The organism is Pseudonocardia sp. TRM90224, from assembly GCF_021245725.1.
Lineage (GTDB): Bacteria > Actinomycetota > Actinomycetes > Mycobacteriales > Pseudonocardiaceae > Pseudonocardia.
Window position 1 is genome coordinate 16,741 of record NZ_JAJGSX010000046.1, and the last position, 23,378, is coordinate 40,118.

The 23,378-nt window shown below is 73.9% G+C and carries 7 protein-coding genes; all 7 read left to right on the top strand.

Features of this window, described 5'->3' with window-relative positions; genetic code table 11:
* Positions 1-24 precede the first annotated feature (24 nt).
* The 7 genes from LL648_RS37015 to LL648_RS37045 are packed head-to-tail and all read left to right on the top strand — an operon-like array spanning position 25 to position 23,369.
* Positions 25-1,008, top strand: coding sequence for a hypothetical protein (locus tag LL648_RS37015; RefSeq protein WP_232667522.1), 984 nt, complete (start codon positions 25-27; stop codon positions 1,006-1,008).
* Entirely contained in the window at positions 1,005-6,260 is a 5,256-nt protein-coding gene (locus tag LL648_RS37020; protein ID WP_232667523.1) for a non-ribosomal peptide synthetase, read from the top strand. Before LL648_RS37015 ends, LL648_RS37020 begins: the two co-directional genes overlap by 4 nt.
* Positions 6,257-15,784, top strand: coding sequence for a non-ribosomal peptide synthetase (locus tag LL648_RS37025; RefSeq protein ID WP_232667525.1), 9,528 nt, complete (start codon positions 6,257-6,259; stop codon positions 15,782-15,784). Before LL648_RS37020 ends, LL648_RS37025 begins: the two co-directional genes overlap by 4 nt.
* Positions 15,781-20,133: a non-ribosomal peptide synthetase gene (locus tag LL648_RS37030; protein WP_232667526.1), complete on the top strand. Its 4,353-nt coding sequence runs from the start codon at positions 15,781-15,783 to the stop codon at positions 20,131-20,133. Before LL648_RS37025 ends, LL648_RS37030 begins: the two co-directional genes overlap by 4 nt.
* On the top strand, positions 20,130-22,769 hold the full coding sequence (locus LL648_RS37035) for a penicillin acylase family protein (protein ID WP_232667527.1): 2,640 nt from the start codon (positions 20,130-20,132) through the stop codon (positions 22,767-22,769). Before LL648_RS37030 ends, LL648_RS37035 begins: the two co-directional genes overlap by 4 nt.
* Positions 22,766-23,143 (top strand): hypothetical protein, encoded by a 378-nt coding sequence (locus tag LL648_RS37040; protein WP_232667528.1) that lies wholly within the window; start codon positions 22,766-22,768, stop codon positions 23,141-23,143. Before LL648_RS37035 ends, LL648_RS37040 begins: the two co-directional genes overlap by 4 nt.
* Complete coding sequence (locus LL648_RS37045) at positions 23,136-23,369, top strand: MbtH family protein (RefSeq protein WP_232667529.1); 234 nt, start codon at positions 23,136-23,138, stop codon at positions 23,367-23,369. Before LL648_RS37040 ends, LL648_RS37045 begins: the two co-directional genes overlap by 8 nt.
* Positions 23,370-23,378: the final 9 nt, after the last annotated feature.

Here is a 23,378-nt window from a genome sequence, read left to right on the forward strand (position 1 = left end):
GCAGGTGCCGGACGGAGATCACCCATGAGCCTCGTGCTGCTGCACCCCACCGCTTTGCCGAGCGGTCCGGCCGACCCGGACCGGACCGCCCGACCGGGGCCCGGGCACCGGGCGATGATCCGGCACCTGGCCCAGATCCGGCACCTGGACCAGCCCGGCGCTGCCGCGCAGGTGCTCGACCGGCTGCGTCGGCTCCCGGCGGCGCCGGAGGGCATGACGTTCGGCGCCGCCGACCCCGGCGGCGCCGCATACGACCGGTTCTTCGGCGTGAGCAGGACGTCGACGGGCCAGGGGGTCTTCCAGCACAGCGTGCTCGTGGCCTACCGATCGCTGCTGGAAGAGGGGTTCTCCTACGGCACCCGGCTGAGCTGGGCGGAGTGGTCGTCCTTGTGCACCGCGCTGCAGACCATGCTCGCCGACCCGATCGGCGACGGCGCGGGCTCGCTCCCGATCCCCGAGCCGCGACTGCTGCGCTGGCACCTGGACCCGGACCGGCGCTGGCGGGTGGGCCACCACGTCTTCTTCGTGTTGACCCAGAGCTTGATCGTGGCGCTGAACGGGCTCAGCAGCGCCTGTGACATGGGACGGCCGGAGGAAGGGCGGTCGGCGCTGCGCTTGGCCGCCCGGCTGCTCGACGCCTCGGCAGCGGCGTTCGTGTTCACCGCCGAGTTCAGCTCGACCCAGTACCAGCACCGCGTGCGGCCCTCGATGGAACCGCCGTCGGTGCCGGCCGGGTTCAGCGGGCTGCTCTCGCCCGACCACCAGCACCTCGTGCGCATGTTCGCGCGGCTGAGGCCCGTGCTGCGGGAGCTGCCAGCGGGGCTGTCGGAGGAGCACCGGAGCCTCACCCGGGCGTTGGAGACGACGTACGAGTCGCACAAGTACGTGTGCGGCCGGTTCGGTGGTGACCGCAGCGCGAGCCTGCGCATGAGCGACACGACCGACGTCTGCGCGGTCGAGGTGATCGACCGGCTCAAGCTGGCCCGCACCCGGGCGGTGCGCACGTGAAGGGCGGGGCGCGCGTGAAGGGCGGGGCGCGCATGAACGGCGGGGCGCGCATGAACGGCGGGGCCGTGGGCCCGCCGACCTTCGCGCACGTGCTGTGGGAGCGGGCCCAGCTGACCCCGGACCGGACGGCGGTGACCTACCTGTCGGAGCCGGCCGGGCGGCACACGTACGGCTCGCTGTACCGCGCGGTCAGCGCCGTCGCCGAGCTGTTGAGCGCGGCAGCGGCGCCGGGCGATCGGGTTGTGCTGCTGATGCCTCCGGGTCTCGACTACGTGGCGGGGTTCCTCGGCTGCCTGCACGCCGGGTTGATCGCCGTGCCCGCGCACCCGCCGCTGGGCGAGCACCACCTGCCGCGGATCGCGGCGATGATCGCCGACGCGCGCCCTCGCGTCGTGCTGACCGCGGCTCCCGTGGACGACGGGCTCCGAGCGGCGCTGGTCGGTGCGGGGGCCGGTGTCGGGGATCCGATCTGGATCAGCGTCGACGCCGCACCGACGGGCGGGGGAGCGCCCGTCACCCCGGTCGGTGGCCGCGACGGGATCGCCTTCCTCCAGTACACGTCCGGTTCGACGAGCGATCCGAAGGGGGTGATCGTCAGCCACGCCAACCTCTTCGACAACTCGGCCGCGATCCGCAGCCTGTTCGGGACGGGCCCGGAGTCGACGGCGGTCCTGTGGTTGCCGCCGTACCACGACATGGGGCTCATCGGCGGGATCCTCCACCCGCTGCACGTCGGGTTCCCGGTGGTCCTGATGTCGCCGCTGGACTTCCTGGCGGAGCCGGCGTCGTGGCTGCGCGCGATCTCCGAGCACGGTGGGACCGTCTGCGGCGGCCCGAGCTTCGCCTTCGACCTCTGCGTGCGCAAGGTGACCCCCGAGCAACGTGCGGGGCTGGACCTCCGGTCGTGGTCGCTGGCGTTCTGCGGGTCGGAGCCCGTCCGTGCAGCGGCGTTGCGGCGGTTCGCCGACGCGTTCGAGCTGCACGGGTTCCGCCGCGACGCACTCCACCCCTGCTACGGGCTGGCCGAGTCGACGCTCATCACCACGGCTGTGGATCGCGGATCGGACCTGCGGATCCTCGACGTCGACGGGCAGGTGTCGGTGTCCTGCGGGCGACCGGCGCCGGGACACCAGGTCTCGCTCTGCGCGCCGGGCGAACCGGATCCGCTCCCTGACGGGGTGGTCGGCGAGATCTGCATCGACGGGCCGAGCGTCACCGGCGGGTACTGGGCCGACCCGGTCGGGACGGCGCAGGCGTTCGTACCGGCGCCGGGCGGGCGGCGTCGGCTGCGCACCGGCGACCTCGGCCGACGCAGCGTCGGCGAGCTGTTCGTGACCGGCCGGCTCAAGGACCTGATCATCGTGCGCGGCCGCAACGTCGCGGCGGAGGACGTCGAGCGGGTTGTTGCGGGGTGCCATCCGGCGATCCGGCCGGGCCGGTTGGCAGCGTTCGGCTGCGACGGGGTGGCCGGCGAGGAGCTGGTCGTCCTCGCCGAACTTGCCGCGGGCGCCGGCCCCGACGCGAGCGCCGCTGGGAGCGCCGCTGGGATCGCCGCTGGGATCGTCGACGAGGTGACGTCCGCGGTCCGGACGGCGCTCGTCGCGCACCTCGGGATCACCGCCGATCGGGTGCTGCTGGCCCGGTCCGGTGCGATCGCGAAGACCCCGAGCGGGAAGGTCCGGCGGGCCGAATGCCGGCGCCGCTACCGCGAAGGTGAGCTGGACCTGATCGGTGCGGCCGCCGTGCGGCTGTCCGGCGAGCAGGTGGCCGACCTCGCGACCGAGGTGCTCGACTGCCCGGTCCCAGCCGGTGTGCCGCTGACGTCGCTCGGGCTGGATTCGCTGCACGCGGTCGAGCTGACCCACCTGGTGCGGCAGCGCCACGGGGTTGCGCTGTCGTTGCGCGACCTGCTGTCCGGGGCGGACTGCACCACGCTGGCCTGCACGGCCCTGACGTCCGATGCCCTGCGGCCCGATGCCCTGACATCCGCTGCAGGGCCGCACGGGACCGGCGAAGCCGTGAGCGCCGGCGAGCGCGAGCTGTGGCTGGCGGGACGGCTGGCCGGCGATCCTGCCCACTACGTGCTTGCCGTCGCGCTCGACGTGGACGGCCGGTTGGACGTCGAGCTGCTCGGCGCGACGCTGCGGCTGCTCACCGACCGGCACCCGGCGCTGCGGACCTGCTTCCCCGAGGTGGGCGGCGAACCGCGGCGCCGGCCCTGGCCCGCGGGCTCCGCGCTGGAAGTGCTCGACCTCGGGCCCGCCGGCGACCGTGCCGTCGACGAGCGTGTGCGCGAGATGGCGGGCGAGGGCATCGACCCGACCGCCGGTGCGCCGTGGCGGGTCGTGCTGCTGCGTCGCGCGCCCGGCAGCGACGTCCTCGCGTTCTTCGCCCATCACATGGTGTGCGACCTGTGGTCGCTCGACGTGCTGGCGCACGAGTTCGGCGAGGCCTACGCGGCGCTGCGCGACGGCCGGGTGCCGCGGTGGCAACCGGCAGGGGATCCGGGCCGGCTCGCCGCGCAGCAGATCGCGATGTTGGCCGGCGACCGCGGTCGCGAACTCGCCGCGTTCTGGCAGGAGCAGCTCAGCGAGCTCCCCGGGCCGGGTGGGTTGCCGCAGGCCCGCCGACGCCGGACCAACGCACCGGCGGGCCGCGTCGAGATGCGGCTGCCCGCTCCGGTCGCCGATCGGGTCACCGCCGTCGCCGCCGCAGCCGGTGCGACCCGGTACGACGTGCTGGTCACGGCGGTTGCGTGGCTGGTGCACGCCTACACGGGCGAGCGCAGGTTCGTGCTCGGGGTTCCGGCGCCCGGCCGGCTCGCGCCCGACTCGGCGCGGGCTGTCGGCTACTTCGTCAACGTGCTGCCGCTGGTCTGCGAGGTCGCCCCCGGCCGCGATTTCCGCTGGCACCTCGAACGGGTCCGGGACCGGCTGGCCGGCGTGCTGGCGCACCAGGACCACCCGCACCGGCTGCTGGCCGAGCGGTACGGGCCGGGTGGTGGCGAACCGCTGGTGCGGGTGCTCGTGCTGCACCGGCAGGCACCGACCGGGGACGCGCTCGCGATGCTGCGGCCCGGTGGGGGAGCGCACCGGCTCACGGTCCGGTCGGTCGAGCAGCGCAACGCCCCGTTCGAGCTCACGATCGAGCTCGCCACCGAACCGGACGGGTTGGCCTGCGAGTTCACCTTCGACGCCGACGCCTTGGCGGAACCGGACGTGGCCGCAGCGGCCCGGCACTGGGGTCGCTTGCTGGAACAGGTCGTCGAGGAGACGGCGGCCCGCCCCGCCGACGTGGACCTGCTCACCGCCGAGGAACGCCGGCGGCTGCTGCTCGACTGGAACGCCCCGGTTGTCGCCCCGAGCGGCGGCGAGCCCGTGACGGTGCACGAGGCGGTGCTCGCGACGGCGGCGCGGCACGGTCACGCCGTCGCGGCCCACGACGAGGGCGGCTCGATCACCTACCGCGATCTCGACCGGCGCAGCGCCGCGCTGGCCGCCGCGCTCGCCGGTCACGGCGCCGGGCCCGGCCGGCCGGTCGGGCTGTTGCTGGAAAGGTCGACCGGGCTGCTCGTCGGCATGCTCGCCGCGCTCCGCGTCGGCGCCCCGTACGTCCCGCTCGACCCGGCCCACCCCGACCCGCGGCTGTCCCGGATCGCGGACGACGCGGGCCTCGCCGTTGTGGTGACGGACGCGGCGTTGCGGTCGCGGGCTCCCGCAGGCCGGTGCCCGACCGTCATGATCGACGGTGATTCCGATCCCGGTCCGCTGCCGGTGGCGCCGGGACATCCCGACGTCCCGGCGTACCTGATGTACACGTCCGGCTCCTCCGGGGCACCGAAAGGTGTCGTGTGCGGCCACCGCGGAGTGCTCAACCTGCTCGCCGACCTGCGCCGGCGGCACGTCCTAGGTCCGGGTGATCGTTGCGCGTGGTGGACCAGCGCCGGGTTCGACGTGTCGGTGTTCGAGATCTTCAGCGCCTTGACCGCCGGTGCGTGCGTCGAGGTGTGCCCACCGGCGAGCCGCTACGGGACCGACGCGTTCATGGAGTGGGCGACCCGCCGCGGTGTCACCGCGGCGTACGTGCCGCCGCACCTGCTCGCGGGCCTGCCCGAATGGCTGCAACGGCATCCGGGGCGGACCCGGTTGCGCCTGCTGGTGGTCAGCGTGGAGCCGGTCCCGCAGCCGCTGCTGCGGCGGATCATGGGCCTGGTACCGGGCCTGACGGTGCTCAACGGGTACGGGCCGACCGAGGCGACGATCTTCTCGACGCTGCACGCCGTCGACGGGCAGGGCGAGGGGGACGGCATCACCCCGATGGGCCGCGGGGTGCGCAACTGCCCGCACCACCTGCTGGACGCCGATCTGCGGCTCGTCCCGCCCGGGGTGGCCGGCGAGGTGTGCATCGGTGGGGTCGGGCTCGCCCACGGCTACCACGGTCAGCCGGGGTTGACGGCGCAGGCGTTCGTGCCGTCCCCGTTCGGCCGCGGGGAGCGGCTCTACCGGACCGGCGACCTCGCGCGGTACGACCGTGCCGGGCAGCTCGTCTTCGTCGGCCGGCTCGACGACCAGCTCAAGGTCCGCGGGATGCGGGTCGAGCCGGGGGAGGTCGAGGCCGTGATCGCCGGGCACCCGGAGGTGTCGACCGCGCTCGTGCTGGCCGAGACGACGTCGAGCGGCCGCCGGCTGGTCGGCTACGCCACGGTCGCCCCCGACCGGGTCGGTGACCGCGCGCTCGCCGGCGACATCGTGCGCCACGTCCGCGACCGGCTGCCCGGACCTATGGTGCCCCGCCGCGTCCTGCTGCTCGACGAGTGGCCGACGACGGTCAACGGCAAGATCGATCGAACCCGGCTGCCGGGTGCGGGGCCGGCCGATCGCGACCACGAACCGCCGGTCGGACCGGTCGAGACGGCGATCGCGCATGCGTGGTCGACGCTGCTCGGCGAGGCGCGGATCGGGCGCGGTGACGACTTCTTCGAGCTCGGCGGCGACTCGCTGCTGGCCGCGAGGATGGTGGCCGCGCTCGCCGAACAGCTCGGCACGGCGCTGGAGCCCGCGCACGTCCTGGCCAATCCCACGGTGCGCGACCTCGCGATCGCCGTCGAGCAGGCCCGGGCCGGCGGGCTCGCACCCGGCTGCCCGGATCGGACGGTCGCCGCGCAGGCGCTCGTCGACCACGTCGCCGCCCTGCCGGACGACGTCGTCGAACGGTTCCTCACCGCGGAAGCCGGGGGAGGGGACGCGCGGTGACGGACCTGACGGATCAGAAGGCTCGCCGGGACACCGCGAGGGCGGCGCTGCTGGCGCGGATGTCCGCGGCGCCGGGCAGCAGGGAGGGCCTGTTCCCGGCGACTCCCGCGCAACGCGGGCTGTGGTTCCTCGACCAGCTCGCCCCTGGTGGCAGCGCCTATCACATGCCGGCGATCCTGCGGTTGCGCGGCCGCGTGGACGTGGCCGCGCTGGGCAAGGCGTTCCAGGGGCTCGTCGACCGGCACGAGGCACTGCGAACCACGCTCGTGGCGGTCGACGGGCAGCCGTTGCAGCTGGTCAGGGCCCGGCGGCGGCACACCCTCGGCGTCGTGGATGCGACGGGCCGCCCCGCCGACGAGGTGCTGGCCGAGGTCACCGACGCGGCCCACGTGCCGTTCGATCTCGCGGCCGGGCCGCTGCTGCGCACCCAGCTGTGGACCATCGCCACCGACGAGCACCTGCTGCTCGTCGTCGTGCACCACGTCATGGCCGACGGCTGGTCGCTCGGGATCCTGTTCGAGGAGCTCGCCGCGCTGCTCGACGGGCAGGAACCGCCGGTCGACACCGGATCCGCTGCGCAGCCCGCCGACCTGGCGCTGCACGCGCCGCCTCCTGACACGACGCAGGCGTGGGCGGATCACCTCGCGGACGCGGTGCCGCCCGCGCTGCCGCAGCATCCCGACCCGGCCCGGGTAGCGGACCTGGCCCCGGCGTGCGGGGTGGTGCGGCTGGAGCTGCCCGCGGCGGTGCCGGGTGGGGTGCGGCGGACCGCCCTCCGCCTGCGCACCACGGAGCACACCGTCGGTCTGGCGGCGTTCGCCGCGGCGTGCCACCGGATGACCGGGCAGCTCGACGTGGTGATCGGGGTGACCAGCGCTCGTCGCGGCGAGCGGGCCGTCGCTCGGACCGTCGGCCTGCTGGCCACCACGCTGCCGGTGCGGATCGCCTGGGCCGGTCCGACGACCCCGTTCGTCGAGGTGGTCGCAGCGACCGGCGCCGCGATGCGCACCGTCCTCGCCCACGACGACGTGCCGCTCGACCGCGTCGTCCAGCACCACAACGGCTCCCGTGTCGCCGGGCGCACACAGCTGCTGGACGTAGTCTTCGCGCTGGACGACACCCCGGGTGCCCCGGCCGGGCTCGGCTGCTGCGCGGTGGAGCAGGTGCCGGTGCCGCCGCGTTCGCCGAAGTTCCCGTTGTCGGTCCGCCTCGATCTTCGACGTGGGTCGGTGACCTGCGAGTACGACCGGAAGCTGCTCGCCGGCGACACGGTCGAGCAGGTCGCGAGGAACCTGTGCCGCATCTTGGCGCACGTCGTCGAGGCACCGGAGGACGGGATCGACGCGATCCCGCTCGTCGACGGCGTCGAGCACACGCAGCTGGTGGCCGCGGGCCGGGGCCGGCGGGGCACCGATGTGCTGGCCGGCCGCGGATTCGCCGCGGTTGTCGCCGACATCGCGGCGGCCGATCCGAGCCGCATCGCGCTGGTCGAGGGCGGCCGCGAGCGCACGTACGGGGAACTGGTCGCGGCGGCGGCCGGGATCGCCGCCCGGCTGCGGACCGGCGGTGCGGACCTGGACCGGCCGGTCGCGGTGTACCTGACGCGGGGGATCGAGCAGGTCACGGCGTGCCTGGCCGTGCTCATGGCCGGCGGGCACTACCTGCCGCTCGACCCGACCCATCCGGTGGCGCGCAACGAGTTCATGCTGTCCGACGCAGGTGTGCAGGTCATGATCACGACCACCGCCCACGTCACGCCGCACGGGGTGGAGACGCTCCTGACCGACGCGGTTGGTGGACCCGGGCCCGCGCCGCTGCACGATGTGCGGCCGGGGCATCCCGACCGGCTCGCGATGATCGGCTACACGTCCGGTTCCACGGGGCAGCCCAAGGGTTACGCGATCACCCAGCGCGGCATCGCGCGGCTGCTGGGGGATCCGCGCCTGCTGCCGCGCCGCGACCGGCGAACCTTCCTGATCGCGAACGCGGTCACGTTCGACTCGTCGACGTTCGAGATCTGGGCGACGCTCCTCACCGGCGGGCGGGGGGTGGTCGTCCCGCGCTACGGCTACACGGCCGAGGCGCTCGGCGCGCTGATCAGTGATCACGGGGTGACGACGGCACTGCTGACGACGCAGCTGTTCAACACCGTCGTCGACGAGGACCCGCACGCGTTCCGGCCACTCGCGGAGCTGCTCGTCGGCGGCGAGGCGCAGTCGCCGCAGCACCTGCGGAAGGCCGGGCTGCACCTGCCCGACACGCGGCTGATCAACGTCTACGGTCCGGCGGAGTGCTCGGTGCTCGCCACGGCGCACGTGTTCGACGAGATCCCCGCCGGTGTGGGCGCGGTGCCGGTGGGTTCCGCGGTGGCCGGCACCGACGCCTACGTCCTGGACTCCCGGATGCGGCCGGTGCCGCCCGGCGCGGTCGGCGAGGTGTACATCGGCGGGCCCGGCGTGGCGATCGGGTTCGTCGGGCGGCCGGGTACGACCGCGGAACGGTTCGTCCCGTCGCCCTTCACCAGCGGTGCCCGGCTCTACCGCAGCGGCGACCTGGCCCGCTGGGACGGCGGCGGATCGATCACCCCACTCGGGCGGCGGGACCGGCAGATCAAGATCCGCGGGTTCCGGGTCGAGCCGGCCGAGGTGGAGGCCCATCTCGATGCGCACCCGCAGGTCGCCACCTGCGCCGTGACCCCGGACGGCACAGGGGCGACCACCCGGCTGGTGGCGTACATCGTGCCGGCCGGTGAACCACCGACGATCGCCGACGTCCGGCGGTTCCTCGCCGCACGCCTGCCCGACTTCATGGTCCCCGCGGCCGTCGTCACGCTCGACCGGCTCCCGCTGACCCCCAACAACAAGATCGATCACCGGGCGCTGCCCGCTCCGGCACCACCCACGACCACGGGACGGCGAGTGCCGCCGCGGACCCCGCTGGAGCGGACGGTCGTCGAGGTCTGGGCGCACGTGATGGAGCTCGATCCCGCCGACGTGTCCGTCGAGGCCGACTTCTTCGACCTCGGCGGCCACTCCCTGCTCGCGACCCGCGTGACGGCGCGGCTCGCCGACCGGCTCGACCGGCCGGTGCCGTTGCAGCTGCTGTTCGACCACCCGAGCCCCGCGGCACTCGCCGAAGCCCTCTGCGGGACGGAGCCCGTCCCGGCGGGGCCCCCGCTCCTCAGGATCACCGACGCGGCCCGCCCGCCGCTCTCGGCTCCCCAGCAACAGCTCTGGCTCGACCACCAGCGCAACCCGTCCTCGCCGCTCTACCACCTCCCATGGGCGGTGCGGCTCACCGGCGAGCTCGACCTCGTCGCGCTGCAGGCGGCGCTGCGGCTGGTGGCGCGGCGGCACGAGCCCATGCGCACCGTCTTCCGCACCGATCAGCACGGGACCGATCAGCACGGCACCGATCAGCACGGTGTGTACCAGCACGTCCTGCCCGCGGAGTCGATCCCGTTCGCCACGGTCGATCTGACCGGTCGCCCCGAGCAGGTCGACCAGGTGCTGCGGGACGCCGCCTCGGCGCCGTTCGACCTGGAGCACGAGCCGCCGGTACGGGCGGTCGTGGCCGTGCTCGGCCCGACCGAGCACGTGCTGCTGCTCACCGTGCACCACATCGCGTGCGACGGCTGGTCGGTCCCGCTGCTCTGCGCCGAGCTCTCCACGGCGTACGCAGCTCTGCGCAGCGGAGATGCACCGGAACTGCCGGAGCTGCCGGTGCGCTACACCGACGTCGCCACCTGGCAGCGCGCTGCGCTCACGGACGGCGGACCGGCGGACGGACGGCTGTCCGTCGGGTTGTGGCGCTGGGAGAAGGCCCTCGCCGGTGCGCCGCTCGTGCTCGACCTGCCGACCGACCGACCTCGACCGCTGTCGCTTCGCCACCGGGGGGCGCAGGAGCCCTTCCGGCTCGACGCGGACGTCACCACGAAGCTGCGCCGGCTCGCCCGCACGCACGGGGTCACGCCGTTCATGGCCGTGCTGGCCGGGTTCGGGCTGGCGCTCGGCCGCCAGGCGGGGCAGGACGACCTGCTGATCGGCACCCCGGCGACGTTGCGTTCCCGGTCGGAGCTGCACGGCATGGTCGGTTGTTTCACCAATCCGCTGATCCTGCGGGTGGACCTGTCCGGCGACCCGACGGTCGGCGAGCTGCTGGAACGGGTGAAGACGGCGTGCTCGTCGGCGTTCGCCGATCAGGACGTGCCGTTCGAGCTTATCGTCGAGCGGCTCCGCCCGGTGCGCGACCCGGCCCGGACCCCGGTGTTCCAGGTCATGATCGCGGCGCAGGACGGACCGCCCGAGATCGTGCTGCCCGGGCTCGCCGCGACCGGGCACCCGGTGGAGAACCCCACCGCCCGCTGCGATCTGACGCTGCTCGTGCAGGACCGGTCCGACCCGATCACCGGTGCCCTGGAGTACAACACCGACCTCTTCGAGGCGGGCACCGCGGCGGTGCTCGTCGAGCGGGTGACGTCGGCGCTGGCCTGGCTCGTGTCGGCGGCGGCCGGCACGCGACTGTCGCAGCTGGACGTCTCGTCCGACCCTGTGATGGCGGGCCCGGTGGTGCCGGTCGCCGAGGATGCGGTCGCGGATCTGGTGCTGGCGCGGGCGGCGGTGGGCCCGGACGACGTTGCCGTGGTGGACGGTGCGACGGGCCGTTCGCTGCGGTTCGGCGAGCTGGTGGCCGCGGCGTCGGGGGTGGCCTCGGCGCTGGAGTCGGCCGGGGTGGTCCGCGGTGATCGGGTCGGGGTGGTGCTGCCCCGCTCGGCCGATGCGGTGGTGGCGCTGCTGGGTGTGTGGTTCGTGGGAGCGGCGTTCGTGCCGCTCGACCCGGCGTTCCCCGCCGACCGTCTGGCCTTCATGGCCGGTGACGCCGGCATCTCGGCGCTCGTCGCGGATCCCGCAGTTGCCGAGCCGACCGTCGCGGCACCGGCGGGATGCCCGGTCGTCCGTCTCACCGACGGGCCGGGGCCGGGCGGGCGGCCGATGCAGCTGACCGGCGACGACGTCGCGTACGTGCTTTACACCTCGGGCTCGACCGGCCGCCCGAAGGGTGTGAGCGTGACGCACCGCGGCCTGGCCAACCTGCTCGCGGCCGTTGCCGAGCGACCCGGGTTGACCGCGGCCGACCGGCTCGTGGCCGTCACCACCATGTCGTTCGACATGGGGTTGTTGGAGCTGTTCGGACCGCTGGTGGTCGGCGGTCGGGTGATCGTCGCGTCGGACGAGCAGGCGCGCGACCCGCACCTGCTGGCCGGGTTGCTGGAGTCGTGCGGCGCGACGGTGGCGCAGGCGACGCCGGCCACCTGGCAGATGCTGGTCGAGTCGGGCTGGCGTGCCACGTCCGCCTTGCGGGTGTGGTCCGGTGGGGAGCCGCTGTCCCCGGCGCTGGCCCGCGCGTTGCTGGGTGCCGGTCACGAGGTCTGGAACGGGTACGGCCCGACCGAGACCACCGTGTACTCGACGGTCGCCCGCATCACCGAACCGTCCGACATCCACCTCGGCGCGCCGGTCGCCAACACCGAGATCGTGCTCGTGGACAAGGCTTTGCGACCGGTCCCGGTCGGTGCGGTCGGTGAGGTGCTCGTCGGCGGGGTCGGCGTGGCGCACGGGTACTGCGGTCGGCCTGGGCTGACGGCCGAACGGTTTGTTCCGGGGCCGGACGGCAAGCGGTGGTACCGGACGGGTGATCGGGGCCGGTGGGACCACGCGGGGAGGTTGCGGTTCGCCGGTCGGGTCGACCGGCAGGTCAAGGTCCGCGGCTTCCGGGTGGAGCCGGGTGAGGTGGAGGCGGTCCTGCTCGCGCACCCCGGGGTGCGGCAGGTAGTGGTGGCGCTGCGGCGCGGCCGGCTGGTGGCCTGGGTCGTGGGTGCGGTCGTCGGAGAAGTCTGGGAGGCGGACCTGCGCCGGATCGCGCGTGAGCGGTTGCCGGAGTACATGGTGCCGACCCCGGTTGTGGTCGACGAGCTCCCGTTGACCCCGAACGGCAAGATCGACTACAGCGCCCTGCCCGATCCCGTGCCACCTGGTGCGGCCGACACCGTCCCGACCGGCCTCGAGCGCGCGATCGTGGAGGTCTGGGCCGACGTCCTCGGCTGCGATGCCGCCACCATCGGGCTGGAGGCCGACTTCTTCGAGATCGGCGGGCACTCGCTCGCCGCCACGCTCGTCGCCGGCCGGCTCGCCGCTGATCTCCGCCGCCGCGTGCCCGTGCGGCTCGTCTTCGACCACCCCACCGTCGCCGGGCTCGCCGCGGCGCTGCCGGGAGCGGACGACGTCAGCACGCCCCCGCTGGTCCGATGCGAGGACGGCGGACCGGCGCCCCTGTCGTTCGCCCAGCAACGACTGTGGTTCCTGCACCGGATGGACCCGGGCTCGGCGTTGTACAACGTCCCGCTCGCGGTGCGCCTCACCGGCGTCCTCGACGTCGACGCCCTGACCGGCGCATTGACGTTGATCACCGAACGGCACGAGCCACTGCGCACGGTGTTCGAGCTGGTCGAGGGCCGGCCGGGCCAGCGGTTGCTTCCGCCCGTCGTGCCGACGGCGCTGGTGGACCTGTCCCACGTCCCGGAAGAGGCGCGCGCCGGCCTGGCCCGGCGGGTGATCCACGATGCCGGGTACGCGCCGTTCGACCTGGCTGTCGACCGGCCGCTGCGGGCCACGCTGGTCCGGCTGGGCGCGCGGGAACACGTCCTGCTGGTGACGGTGCACCACATCGCCGCTGACGGATGGTCGACGGGGCTGATGGCGACGGAGCTGGCCGCGGCGTACCCGGCACTGCGCGACGGCGCGGTACCCGAGCTGCCCGAGCTGCCCGTGCGATACAGCGACGTCGCCCGCTGGCAGCGGGCCCTGCACACCGACCGGGGCATGGACAGCTCGCTCGCCCGCCGTGAGCGCGCGCTGGCGGGTGCGCCCGCCGCCGTCGACCTGCCGACCGACCACCCGCGCCCCGCGGTGTTCCGCCACGAAGGGGCGAGCGACCCGTTCGACCTGGACCCGACGACGACCGCGGCGGTCCGGGCGCTCGCCGCGGAGCGGGACGCGACCCCGTTCATGGTGCTGCTCACCGGGCTGGCGATCGTGCTGCACCGCTACACCGGCCAGCCCGACCTGGTGATCGGGACACCCGTTGCAGGGCGAACGCGGCCCGAGGTCGCCGACCTCGTCGGGTTCTTCGCGAACACCCTCGCCATCCGGGTCGACCTCGGCGGCGACCCGACGCTCGGCGAGCTGCTGGACCGGGTCAGGGCCGCCTGCCTCGACGCCTACGGCGACCAGGACCTGCCGTTCGAGCGTCTGGTGGAGCACCTGCGCCCGGAGCGCGACCCGTCGCGCACCCCGATCTTCCAGGTGATGCTCGCGCTGCAGCACGAGCCGCCGCCCCGGTTGGCCGTGCCGGGCCTCGACGTCGAGCACCACCCGGTGGACAACCCGACCGCCAAGTACGACCTCGTGCTGTCGTTGCGCGACGAGCCCGAGCGGATCACCGGCGTCGCCGAGTACAACAGCGCGCTCTTCGAGCCCGGCACCGCGAACGCGTTCACCACGGCGCTGCGCCGCGTGCTCATCGCGTTCGGCCGCGGCAGCGCGCAACAGGTCAGCGCGCTCCCGGTGCACGAGCCGGCGGACGACCCGCGTGGCCTGCCCGCCGGCTACGACCCGCTGACCTGCTTGCACGACCTCGTCGACGCGCAGATCCGGGCCACCCCCGATGCGCTCGCGGTGATCGACGACGGGTCGGACGACCGGTTGACCTATGCCGAACTGGGCCGGCGCGCCGATCAGATCGCGGCCGAGCTGGGTGGCATCGGCTGTGGCATCGGCTCCGATGAGCTGGTCGCCGTGCTCGTGCCCCGCTCGGCCGCGATGGTCGTAGCGCTGTCGGGGGTGCTCCGCGCCGGCGCCGGGGTGCTGCCGCTCGACCCGGAACAGCCGGCCGAACGCATCGCAGCGATCCTGGCCGACGCCCACCCCGAGGCGGTTGTCACGACGTCCGCGCTGCGCGACCTCGCCGGCGGCCGCCCGCGTGTGCTGGTCGACGTACCGCGCGCGACACGTCGACCAGCACCCGGTGATCGAGGGACGCAGCCGGCGCGGCCGGCCGGTCTCGCGTACGCGATCTACACCTCGGGATCGACCGGCAGGCCGAAGGGTGTGCTGGTCGAGCACCGCGCGATATGCAACAACCTGCTCTGGATGCAGCAGGACTGGCCCCTGGACGGCCATGACCGGGTGCTGCAGAAGACCACGATCGCGTTCGACGTCGCGATCAAGGAGGTCTTCTGGCCGCTGCTCGCCGGGGCGGCGGTGGTGCTCGCCCGGCCCGGCGGCCAGCGCGACCCGCAGTACCTGGCCGACCTGATCGACCGGCACACGATCACCGTCGCCCACTTCGTGCCCTCGATGCTCGCGGCGATGCTCGCGCACACCGAGCGGCGCGGCGTGGGGCTCGGGGCGAGCCTGGAGAAGGTGATGTGCGGCGCCGAGACGCTGCCGGCCACGACCCTCCGCCGCTTCTTCGCGGCAACGAGCGCCGAGCTGCTCCACATGTACGGGCCCACCGAGACCGCGATCGCGGTGACCGGCTGGACGTGTCCCCACGGGTACGTCCCGGAACGGGTGCCGCTCGGCGTGCCGATGCCGCTCGTCCAGCTGCACCTGCTCGACGCGCAGCTGCGACCGGTGCCCCGCGGTGCCTGGGGCGAGCTGTTCGTCGGCGGCACCGCGGTCGGGCGCGGGTACCTCGGCCGGCCCGCCGAGACAGCCACCGCGTTCGTCCCGGACCCGTTCGGCGAGCAGGCGGGTGCGCGGCTGTACCGCACCGGCGACGTGGTGCGGGTGGGCCCGGACGGGCTGCTGCAGTTCGGCGGCCGATCGGACGGCCAGGTCAAGATCCGCGGCTTCCGCGTCGAGCCGGGTGAGATCGAGGCGGTGCTGGCCCGGCATCCCGACGTGGCGCAGGTCGCCGTCGTCGCGGCCCGCACGTCGGAAGGGCTCACCGATCGGCTCGTCGCCCACCTCGCACCGGTCGAAGGCGGGGTCCTGACCGAACCCGGCCTGCGGGCCCACGTGGCCGGCGTTCTGCCGGACTACATGGTCCCGGCGCGGTTCGTCGTGGTTCCGGCGTTGCCGCTCAACGCGTCGGGCAAGGTCGACCGCGCTCGTCTGGCCGAGCTCGCCCCGGACCCGGGCCCACCGGCATCCGCGAGCACATCGGTGACCCCGCTCGAGCGGACGGTCGCCACCATCGTGTGCGACGTGCTGGCCGTCGCCTCGGCCGGCCGCGACGACGACCTGTTCGAGCTGGGCGGGCACTCGCTGCACGTGCCGCAGGTTGCGGCCCTGATCGCCGAGCGGACCGGGTTCGACGTGCCGGTGCGGGAGATCTTCCAGGCGCCCACGATCGCGGGGATCGCCCGGGCCGTCGAACAGGTCCGGGACGTGCCTGCGCGCCCGATCACCCGCGTCGACCGGGCGCGCTACCGGATCAGCCATCAGGCGGGCTCGCCATGACCGAGACCCGCGGCAGCGACACCCTGACCGGGGGCGAGTACCGGTTCCCCGTCTCCTACCAGCAGCGACGGCTGTGGCTGCAGGCCCAGCTCGATCCGGACGACGCTGCGTTCCACATGCCGATCGCCCTGCGGCTGCGCGGAACGCTCGACGTGACCGCGCTCGACACGGCGTTGCAGATGATCGTCGAGCGGCACGAGATCCTGCGCACGCGGTACGTCCTCGACGGGCCGGAGCCGGTGCAGGTGGTGGCCGATCACGTGCCCGTCGTCCTGACGGTCGCGGATCTGTGCGGCCTGCCCGATCCGGTGCGGACCGCGCACGTGACCGCGGCGGCGGACGCCGCGGTGCGCTCGACGTTCGACCTGTCGGCCGCACCTCCGTGGCGGGCGCTGCTGGTGCGCTGCGGCGCGGACGAGCACGTGTTGCTCGTGACGCTGCACCACATCACCTGCGACGGCTGGTCGGTCGGCGTTCTCGCCACCGAACTGGCGGCGTCCTACCGAGCGGCCTGCGCCGGCGGGCGGGCGGTTCTGCCGGAGCTTCCCGTGCTGCCTGAGCTTCCCGTGCTGCCTGAGCTTCCCGTGCTGCCTGAACTTCCCGAGTTGACCGTGCAGTACGCCGATGTGGCCGTCTGGCAGCGGGAGCGGCTCACCCCGGAGACGCTCGACGTGCACCTGCGCCGCTGGGAGCGAGCGTTGGCGGGCGCGCCGACGGGGCTCGCGCTGCCCGTCGACCGCCCGCGCGCCGCGGACGGCCCGCATCGTGGTGGATCCGTGCAGCGCATCGCCGGCCGGCGCATCACCGCACAACTCGACGACCTCGCACGACGATGTGGGGCGAGCCTCTACATGGTGCTGCTGGCCGCCTACGCCATCACGCTCACCCGGGCCTGCGGGCAGCAGGACATGGTGATCGGCAGCCCGGCCGCCGGGCGGCACCGGCCGGAGACCCGCCCGCTCATCGGATGCTTCCTCGACGTGCTGCCCGTGCGGGTGGACCTGTCCGGAGATCCGACGCTCGGGGCGCTGCTGGAACGGGTGAAGGCGGTCTGCCTGGAGGCGTTCGCGCACCAGGACGTGCCGTTCGAGCTGATCGTCGAGCGACTCCGCCCGGTGCGGGACCCGGTCCGGACCCCGCTGTTCCAGGTGATGCTGGCGCTGCAGGACACCCCGACCACCCCGGTGCACCTGCCCGGGCTCGAGGTGACCGAGGAACGACTCGGGTCCGGCGCGGCCAAGTACGAGTTGACGCTCAACGCCGAACGCCGCAACGGCGAGATCATGCTCGACCTGGAGTACGACGCCGACCTGTTCGAGCCGGCGTCCGCGGCGGCGCTGGTCGACGGGGTCGTCGAAGCGCTGGCGGGGCTGGGGTCGGCCGCATCGGGAACGCCGGTGTCCGCGATCGCGAGGCGGGCGGCGCCGTCCGCAGCGGGTCCCGTGGTGCCGGTGGCGGACGGGGCGGTCGCGGACCTCGTGCGGGCCGTCGCCGCGGCGACCCCGCACGCCGTCGCGGTGGTCGACGGGGTTTCGGGCCGGCAGCTGAGCTACGGGCACCTGGTGGCCTCGGCATCGGGTATCGCGGCTGCGCTGGCCGCGGCCGGGGTGCGTCGCGGCGACCGCGTCGGGGTGGTGCTGCCGCGGTCGGCCGACGCCGTGGCGGCGCTGCTCGGTGTGTGGCTGGCGGGCGCCGCGTTCGTGCCGCTGGACCCGGCGTTCCCCGCGCAGCGGTTGGAGTTCATGGCCCGCGACGCCGGCGCGGACGTCGTGGTGGCCGACCCCGCAGCGTCGGACGCCGTGCCGGCCGGTGCCGTGGTGGTGCGCCTCGACCCAGCTCGGACCAGCGTCGACGCGGTGCCGTCGGACGCGGTGCCGTCGGACGCGGTGCAGTTGTGCGCGGTGCCCTTGACCGGCGGGGACGTGGCGTACGTGCTCTACACGTCCGGATCGACGGGCCGGCCGAAAGGCGTCGAGGTCACCCACCACAGCCTGGTCAACCTGCTCGGCTCGATGGTGCGCACCCCCGGGTTGGCGGCGGGGGACCGGCTGGTCGCGGTGACGACGCTGTCGTTCGACATCGCGGTGCTGGAGCTGTTCGGGCCGCTCGTGGCCGGCGGCAGGGTGATCGTCGCGTCGGACGAGCAGACGCGCGACCCGCACCTCCTGGCCGGGTTGCTGGAGTCGTCCGGCGCGACGGTGGTGCAGGCGACCCCGTCGACGTGGCGGATGCTGATCGACTCGGGCTGGCGTGCCCGCCGTCCACTTCGGGCGTGGTGCGGAGGCGAACCGCTGCCACCCGACCTAGCCGGCGCGCTCGTGCGGGAGTGCGTCGAGGTGTGGAACCTCTACGGCCCGACCGAGACGACGATCTGGTCCACCTGCGAGCGGGTCCGCGACACCACGCGGATCCGGCTCGGCACGCCGGTGGCGAACACGCAGATCGTGCTGGTGGACGCCGATCTGCGGCCGGCCGCCGTGGGTGAGGTGCTCATCGGGGGAGCGGGGGTGGCGCACGGGTACCGGGGCCGGCCGGGTCTGACCGCGGAACGGTTCGTGCCTGGCCCCGGTGGTCGGCGCTGGTACCGGACCGGTGATCGGGGCCGGTGGGACCACGCCGGTCGGTTGGTGTTCGCCGGCCGGGTGGATCGGCAGGTGAAGGTGCGTGGCGTCCGGGTGGAGCCGGGCGAGGTGGAGACCGTCCTCGTCGAGCACCCGGCGGTGCGCCAGGCCGTGGTGGCGCTGCGCGGCGAGCAGCTCGTCGCGTGGGTGCGCGCGGGCGTCGAGCCGGCGCTGGACCCTGGTGAGCTGCGCAGCTTCGCGCGGGCGCGGTTGCCCGAACACATGGTGCCCGCGGCGGTGGTCGTGGTGGAGCGGTTCCCGCTGACCCCGAACGGCAAGATCGACCACGGCGCGCTGCCGGACCCGGCCGCAGCCCCTGTCACGGGCGGCGCTGCCGCTCCCCGGACCGCTGCCGACGCTGCGGTGCTCGGATGCTTCCGCCGTGTGCTCGGCGTCGAGCAGCTGGACATGACCGACGACTTCTTCGAACTCGGCGGCAGCTCGGTGTCGGCGGCCCGGTTGGCCGCGGAGATCGAAGGCGCGACCGGTCGCCGGCTGCCGCTGCGCGCTCTGTTCCGGGAGCCCACCGCGGCCGGGGTGGCCGCGCTGATCGGTACCAGCGGCGGTTTCGGCAGCGTTCTCGCGGCGGTGCGGTCCGATGCCGAGCTGCCGCGCGACGTCGAGCCGGCGGCACCTCATCCGGAGGCGTGGACGGCCCGGCGGGTGCTGCTCACCGGCGCGACCGGCTTCCTGGGCCACGCGCTGCTCGAACGCCTGCTCGCCGACCCCGACGCCGAGGTGACCTGCCTGGTCCGAGCCGCTGACGACGAGCAGGCGGGCGCCCGGTTGCGCCGGGCGGTGGCGGCGTACGGGCTGGAGCTCGACCGGTTCACCGGCCGCGTCCACGCCGTCGCGGGCGACGTCGGCACCGCCCGCTTCGGGCTGGCACAACGGCGCTACGCACAGCTGAGCGAACGTGTGACGAGCGTCGTCCACTGCGCGGCCGACGTGTCGTTCGTGGCGCCGTACACCGCGCTGCGATCCGCCAACGTCACCGGCACCGTCGAGGTCGTCCGGTTCGCCGGCGACGCGGCCGGGAAGGCGCTGCACTTCATTTCGACGCTCGACCCCGGGGCGGCGGGCGATGGCGTGCTGCAGGAGCGGCTGTACCCGCAGGATCCGGACCGGACGTCGGGCTACGTCGCCTCGAAGGGCGTCGGCGAGGCGCTCGTTGCTCGTGCCGGGGAGCGCGGGCTGCCGGTGACGATCACGCGACCGTGGCTGGTGACTGCGCACCGGGAAACCGGGGCGACGGGCCGTGCCGACCAGCTTGCGCTCGGGCTGCGCACCGCGCTCGCGACGCGGCTGCTCCCGGACACGCCGGACGCGCTGATCCACGTCATGCCGGTCGACCAGGTGGCCGAGGCACTGGCGCGGCTGGCCCGGACGCCGCGCGCCGCCGGTCGCGTGATCCACCTCTACCACGCGCGGCACGCCCGACTCGGTGACGTGGTGGACCTGCTGCGGGGCCTCGGCATCCCGATCGACGTGGTCCCTCCGGCGCGCTGGGTCGACGCCGTCGAGCGCTCGGCCGTACCCGACGAGCAGAAGGTGCTCGCCCGCCTGGTCACCGAGGCCCGGGCCGCGGAACCGCCGCGCGTCGCGACGTCCGTCGCCGGCGATCTGCTCGGCGCGGCGGTGGAGTTCGACGACCTGAGCGCCTCGTACCTCGAGCGGGCCGTCGCCCGTCTCGGCACCGATCTCTGGGCCCCCGGAGGACAACCATGACCAACCAACCCGTCCGGCGCCTCCCGGTCCACCGCCTCCCGGTCCACCGCCTCCCCGTCCGGCGCATGGTCGCCCTGCTGGGGGCTGCCGTGCTCGTGGTGTCGCTGGTGGTTCCGTCCCTGGCCGGTGCCGGCCCACTGCCGCCGTTGGGGCAGCTGCTGAGCCCGGGGTCGGGGATCTGGCGCACCCCGGCCGAAGCCACCGCGGCCCAGCCGGAAGAGATCCAGGCGGGCGTGCTGGACACGACCGGCACGATCGGGTTCGAACCGGACGGGGCCACCCACATCACGGCCGGCACCGACTCCGACCTGTTCCGGCTCACCGGCTACGTCCACGCCCGTCAGCGGCTGTTCCAGATGGACCTCGCCCGCCGGCGCGGCAGCGGCGAGCTTTCCGAGATCCTCGGCGCGGCCGCACTCGAGTCCGACCGGTTCGAGCTGGACCTCGGCCTGCGCCGGGCCGCCGAACGCGACTGGGCCGCCCTCGGCGCGGACGATCCGGCCCGGGTCGCGCTGACCGCGTACGCCGAGGGCGTCAACACCGCCATCGACGCCATGGTCGACGACCGACGGCTGCCGCTGTACATCACGATGCTGGGGTACGCGCCGCGGCAGTGGACACCGGTCGACAGCCTGGTGATCCAGCACGTCATGGCCCAGACGCTGAGCTTCTCCGACCGGGCGCTCACCTTCTCCTACCCGGCGCAGACCCTGCCCCCGGAGACGTTCCAGGCCTGGTTCCCGACGGTGCTGGCCAACCAGCAGTACCCCTACGACCCCGGCCCGTACCGCAGCCTCCCTCTCGAACCCCTGCCCGTGGCGGCCGACCCGGCAGCGGCGTCGACCCCGGTGCTCGCCACCGTCCCCCAGACCCCGGGCACCGCGGTGCCCAGCCCCACGCCCGGCGTCCGGATCGACTCGCTCGGCCCCTTGCAGGAGCGGCTCGCCGGCCTGCCCGCCGGCGCGGTCAGCCGGATCGGCAACAGCAACGGCTGGGTGGTGGCCGGCAGTCGCACCGCCTCCGGCGAGCCCCTGCTGGCGCTCGACCCGCACCTGCAGATGACGATCCCTTCGCCGTGGTACCCGCTGGAGGGTCGCAGTCCCGGCTACCACTACTCGGGCATCACGATCCCCGGCGTACCGGTGCCGGTCATGGGCAAGACCGACCACTTCGCCTGGGGTATGACCAACTCCCAGCACCCTGCGACGCTCTACTACCTGCAGACCACCGATCCGTCCCGGCCCGACCAGTACCTGTGGAACGGGGCGTGGCGGGAGATGGCCACGCACCAGCACCGGATCGCCGTGCGCGGGCAGGACCCCGCCGAGCACACGGTCCGCTTCACCGCACAGGGCCCGGTGGTGCAGCAGCAAGGGGTCACCGCCGCGGTGTGGTGGGCGGGTGTGCTGCCCCAGAACAGCGTGGGCGACGTCCTGACGATGCTGCGCTCGACCACCTTCGCCGAGTTCCGCGAGAGCCTGCGCGGCTGGGTGGCACCGTCGATGACGTTCATGTTCGCCGGTCGCAACGGTGAGATCGGGGCCGTCACCCCGGGCGTCGCGCCACAGGTGCAGGGCCACGACATCACACTCCCGCTGCCCGGCGACGGGTCGGCGGACGTCCGCGGGACCATCCCGTTCGACGCGCTCCCGCAGGCCGCCGACCCGCCCGGCGGGTACCTGGTCTCGGCGAACCACCGCGAGGTGACGGCCGACTACCCCTACCAGTTCTCCACCTCCTACAACTTCACCGATCTCGGCTGGCGCGGGCAGATGATCAACGAATCGCTGGCCGCGGCCGGCCCGCAGACCTTCGACAGCGCCGCCGCGCTGCAGATGGACCAGCACGACGTCCTGGCCAAGGGGCTCGTGCCGCCGCTGCTGAAGGCCCTGGAGGGAGCGCAGCTCTCCGACAAGGAGCGCGAGGTCGTCGAGATGCTGCGCGGCTGGGACTTCACGATGGACCACCACGCCCGGCCCGGTCTGTGGTTCAAGCTGTTCTACAACCGGCTGACCTACGTGACGTTCGGGCCGTGGTGGAAGCACCACGAGGTCCAGGACGATCCCGACGCAAGCCTCACGCTCGCCCCGGACTCCGGTTCGTACGCGGCGGAGGTGATGCGCGGAACCGTGCTCGCGTGGATCCAGCACGATCCGGAAAACCGGTTCTTCACCCCGCCGGGCGGTCCGCAGCGGGACGCGACGGACGTGCTGCAGGAGGCCTTCCACCAGTCGATCGCCGCGATGATCAGCAAGTACGGCGACGACGTCGCAGCCTGGGAGCCCGGGCTGCACAGGGGTGTCCTCTTCGCCTCGCTCTTCGACGTGCCCGATCTCGACGTCGGGCCGTACCCATTCTTCGCGAGCGACCGCACCATCAACACCGGTATCGGCGCGCTGGTCCGCGACGGCGACCCGGTCCGCGGGTTCGCGTCGGCAGGTGCGACATGGCGGCTCGTCGTCGACTGGGGCACCGGGCAGGCCGGGACGGTCATGCCGGGCGGGGTCAGCGAGGACCCGCGTTCGCCCTGGTACGCGACCGGTGTCGAGCAATGGCTCGACGGCGGCCTGCTGCCGCTGCGCGAAGGCGACGCGGCCGAGCAGGTCGCCACGATCCGATGGAGGTTCACCCCGTGAGGCACCTGCGCGCGTCGGTGGTTGTTGCTGTCGTTTGTGGACTGGCGGTCTTCGCCGGCAACCTCGCCGGCCTCTGGTGGGTGACGTTGCTGGTCGGCGGGGTCGTCGGCTGGTTCGCGCGTCCCGGCGCGGTGGCGGGGCTCCTCGTGGGGACGGCCGTCGCCTGGATCGCCGGGATGGTCTGGGAGAGCGGCGGCGGGGTGCTGCCGGCGGCGGGTGTGGTGGCGAGCCTCGCGGTGTCCGATCGGGCGTTCGGCTGGGCGGTCGCGCTCGCGACGGTCGGGTACGCGCTGCTGCTCGCCGGATCCGGTGCCTGGCTCGCAGCAGCGGCACGACGAATGGTTCAACGGCAGAAGGAGACCCAACATGTCTGACGAACTCGACACGACCCGGTACGTCGTCGTCATCAACGACGAGGAGCAGTACTCGATCTGGCCGACCCACCTCGAACGCCCCTCGGGATGGCACCAGGTCGGCGAGCCGGGGGACAAGGCGACGTGCCTCGACCACATCGAACGCACCTGGACCGACATGCGCCCGCGCAGCCTTCGTGAGGCGATGGCGGCCGACCTGGCGGCTGGCTCGGCGGCGCAGCAGTGATGACCGGGC

Bases quoted from the DNA above. Each gene is read 5' to 3' on its own strand.
- LL648_RS37045 (WP_232667529.1), top strand. From the start codon at position 23,136: ATGTCTGACGAACTCGACACGACCCGGTACGTCGTCGTCATCAACGAC.
- LL648_RS37030 (WP_232667526.1), top strand. From the start codon at position 15,781: ATGACCGAGACCCGCGGCAGCGACACCCTGACCGGGGGCGAGTACCGG.
- LL648_RS37015 (WP_232667522.1), top strand. From the start codon at position 25: ATGAGCCTCGTGCTGCTGCACCCCACCGCTTTGCCGAGCGGTCCGGCC.
- LL648_RS37035 (WP_232667527.1), top strand. From the start codon at position 20,130: ATGACCAACCAACCCGTCCGGCGCCTCCCGGTCCACCGCCTCCCGGTC.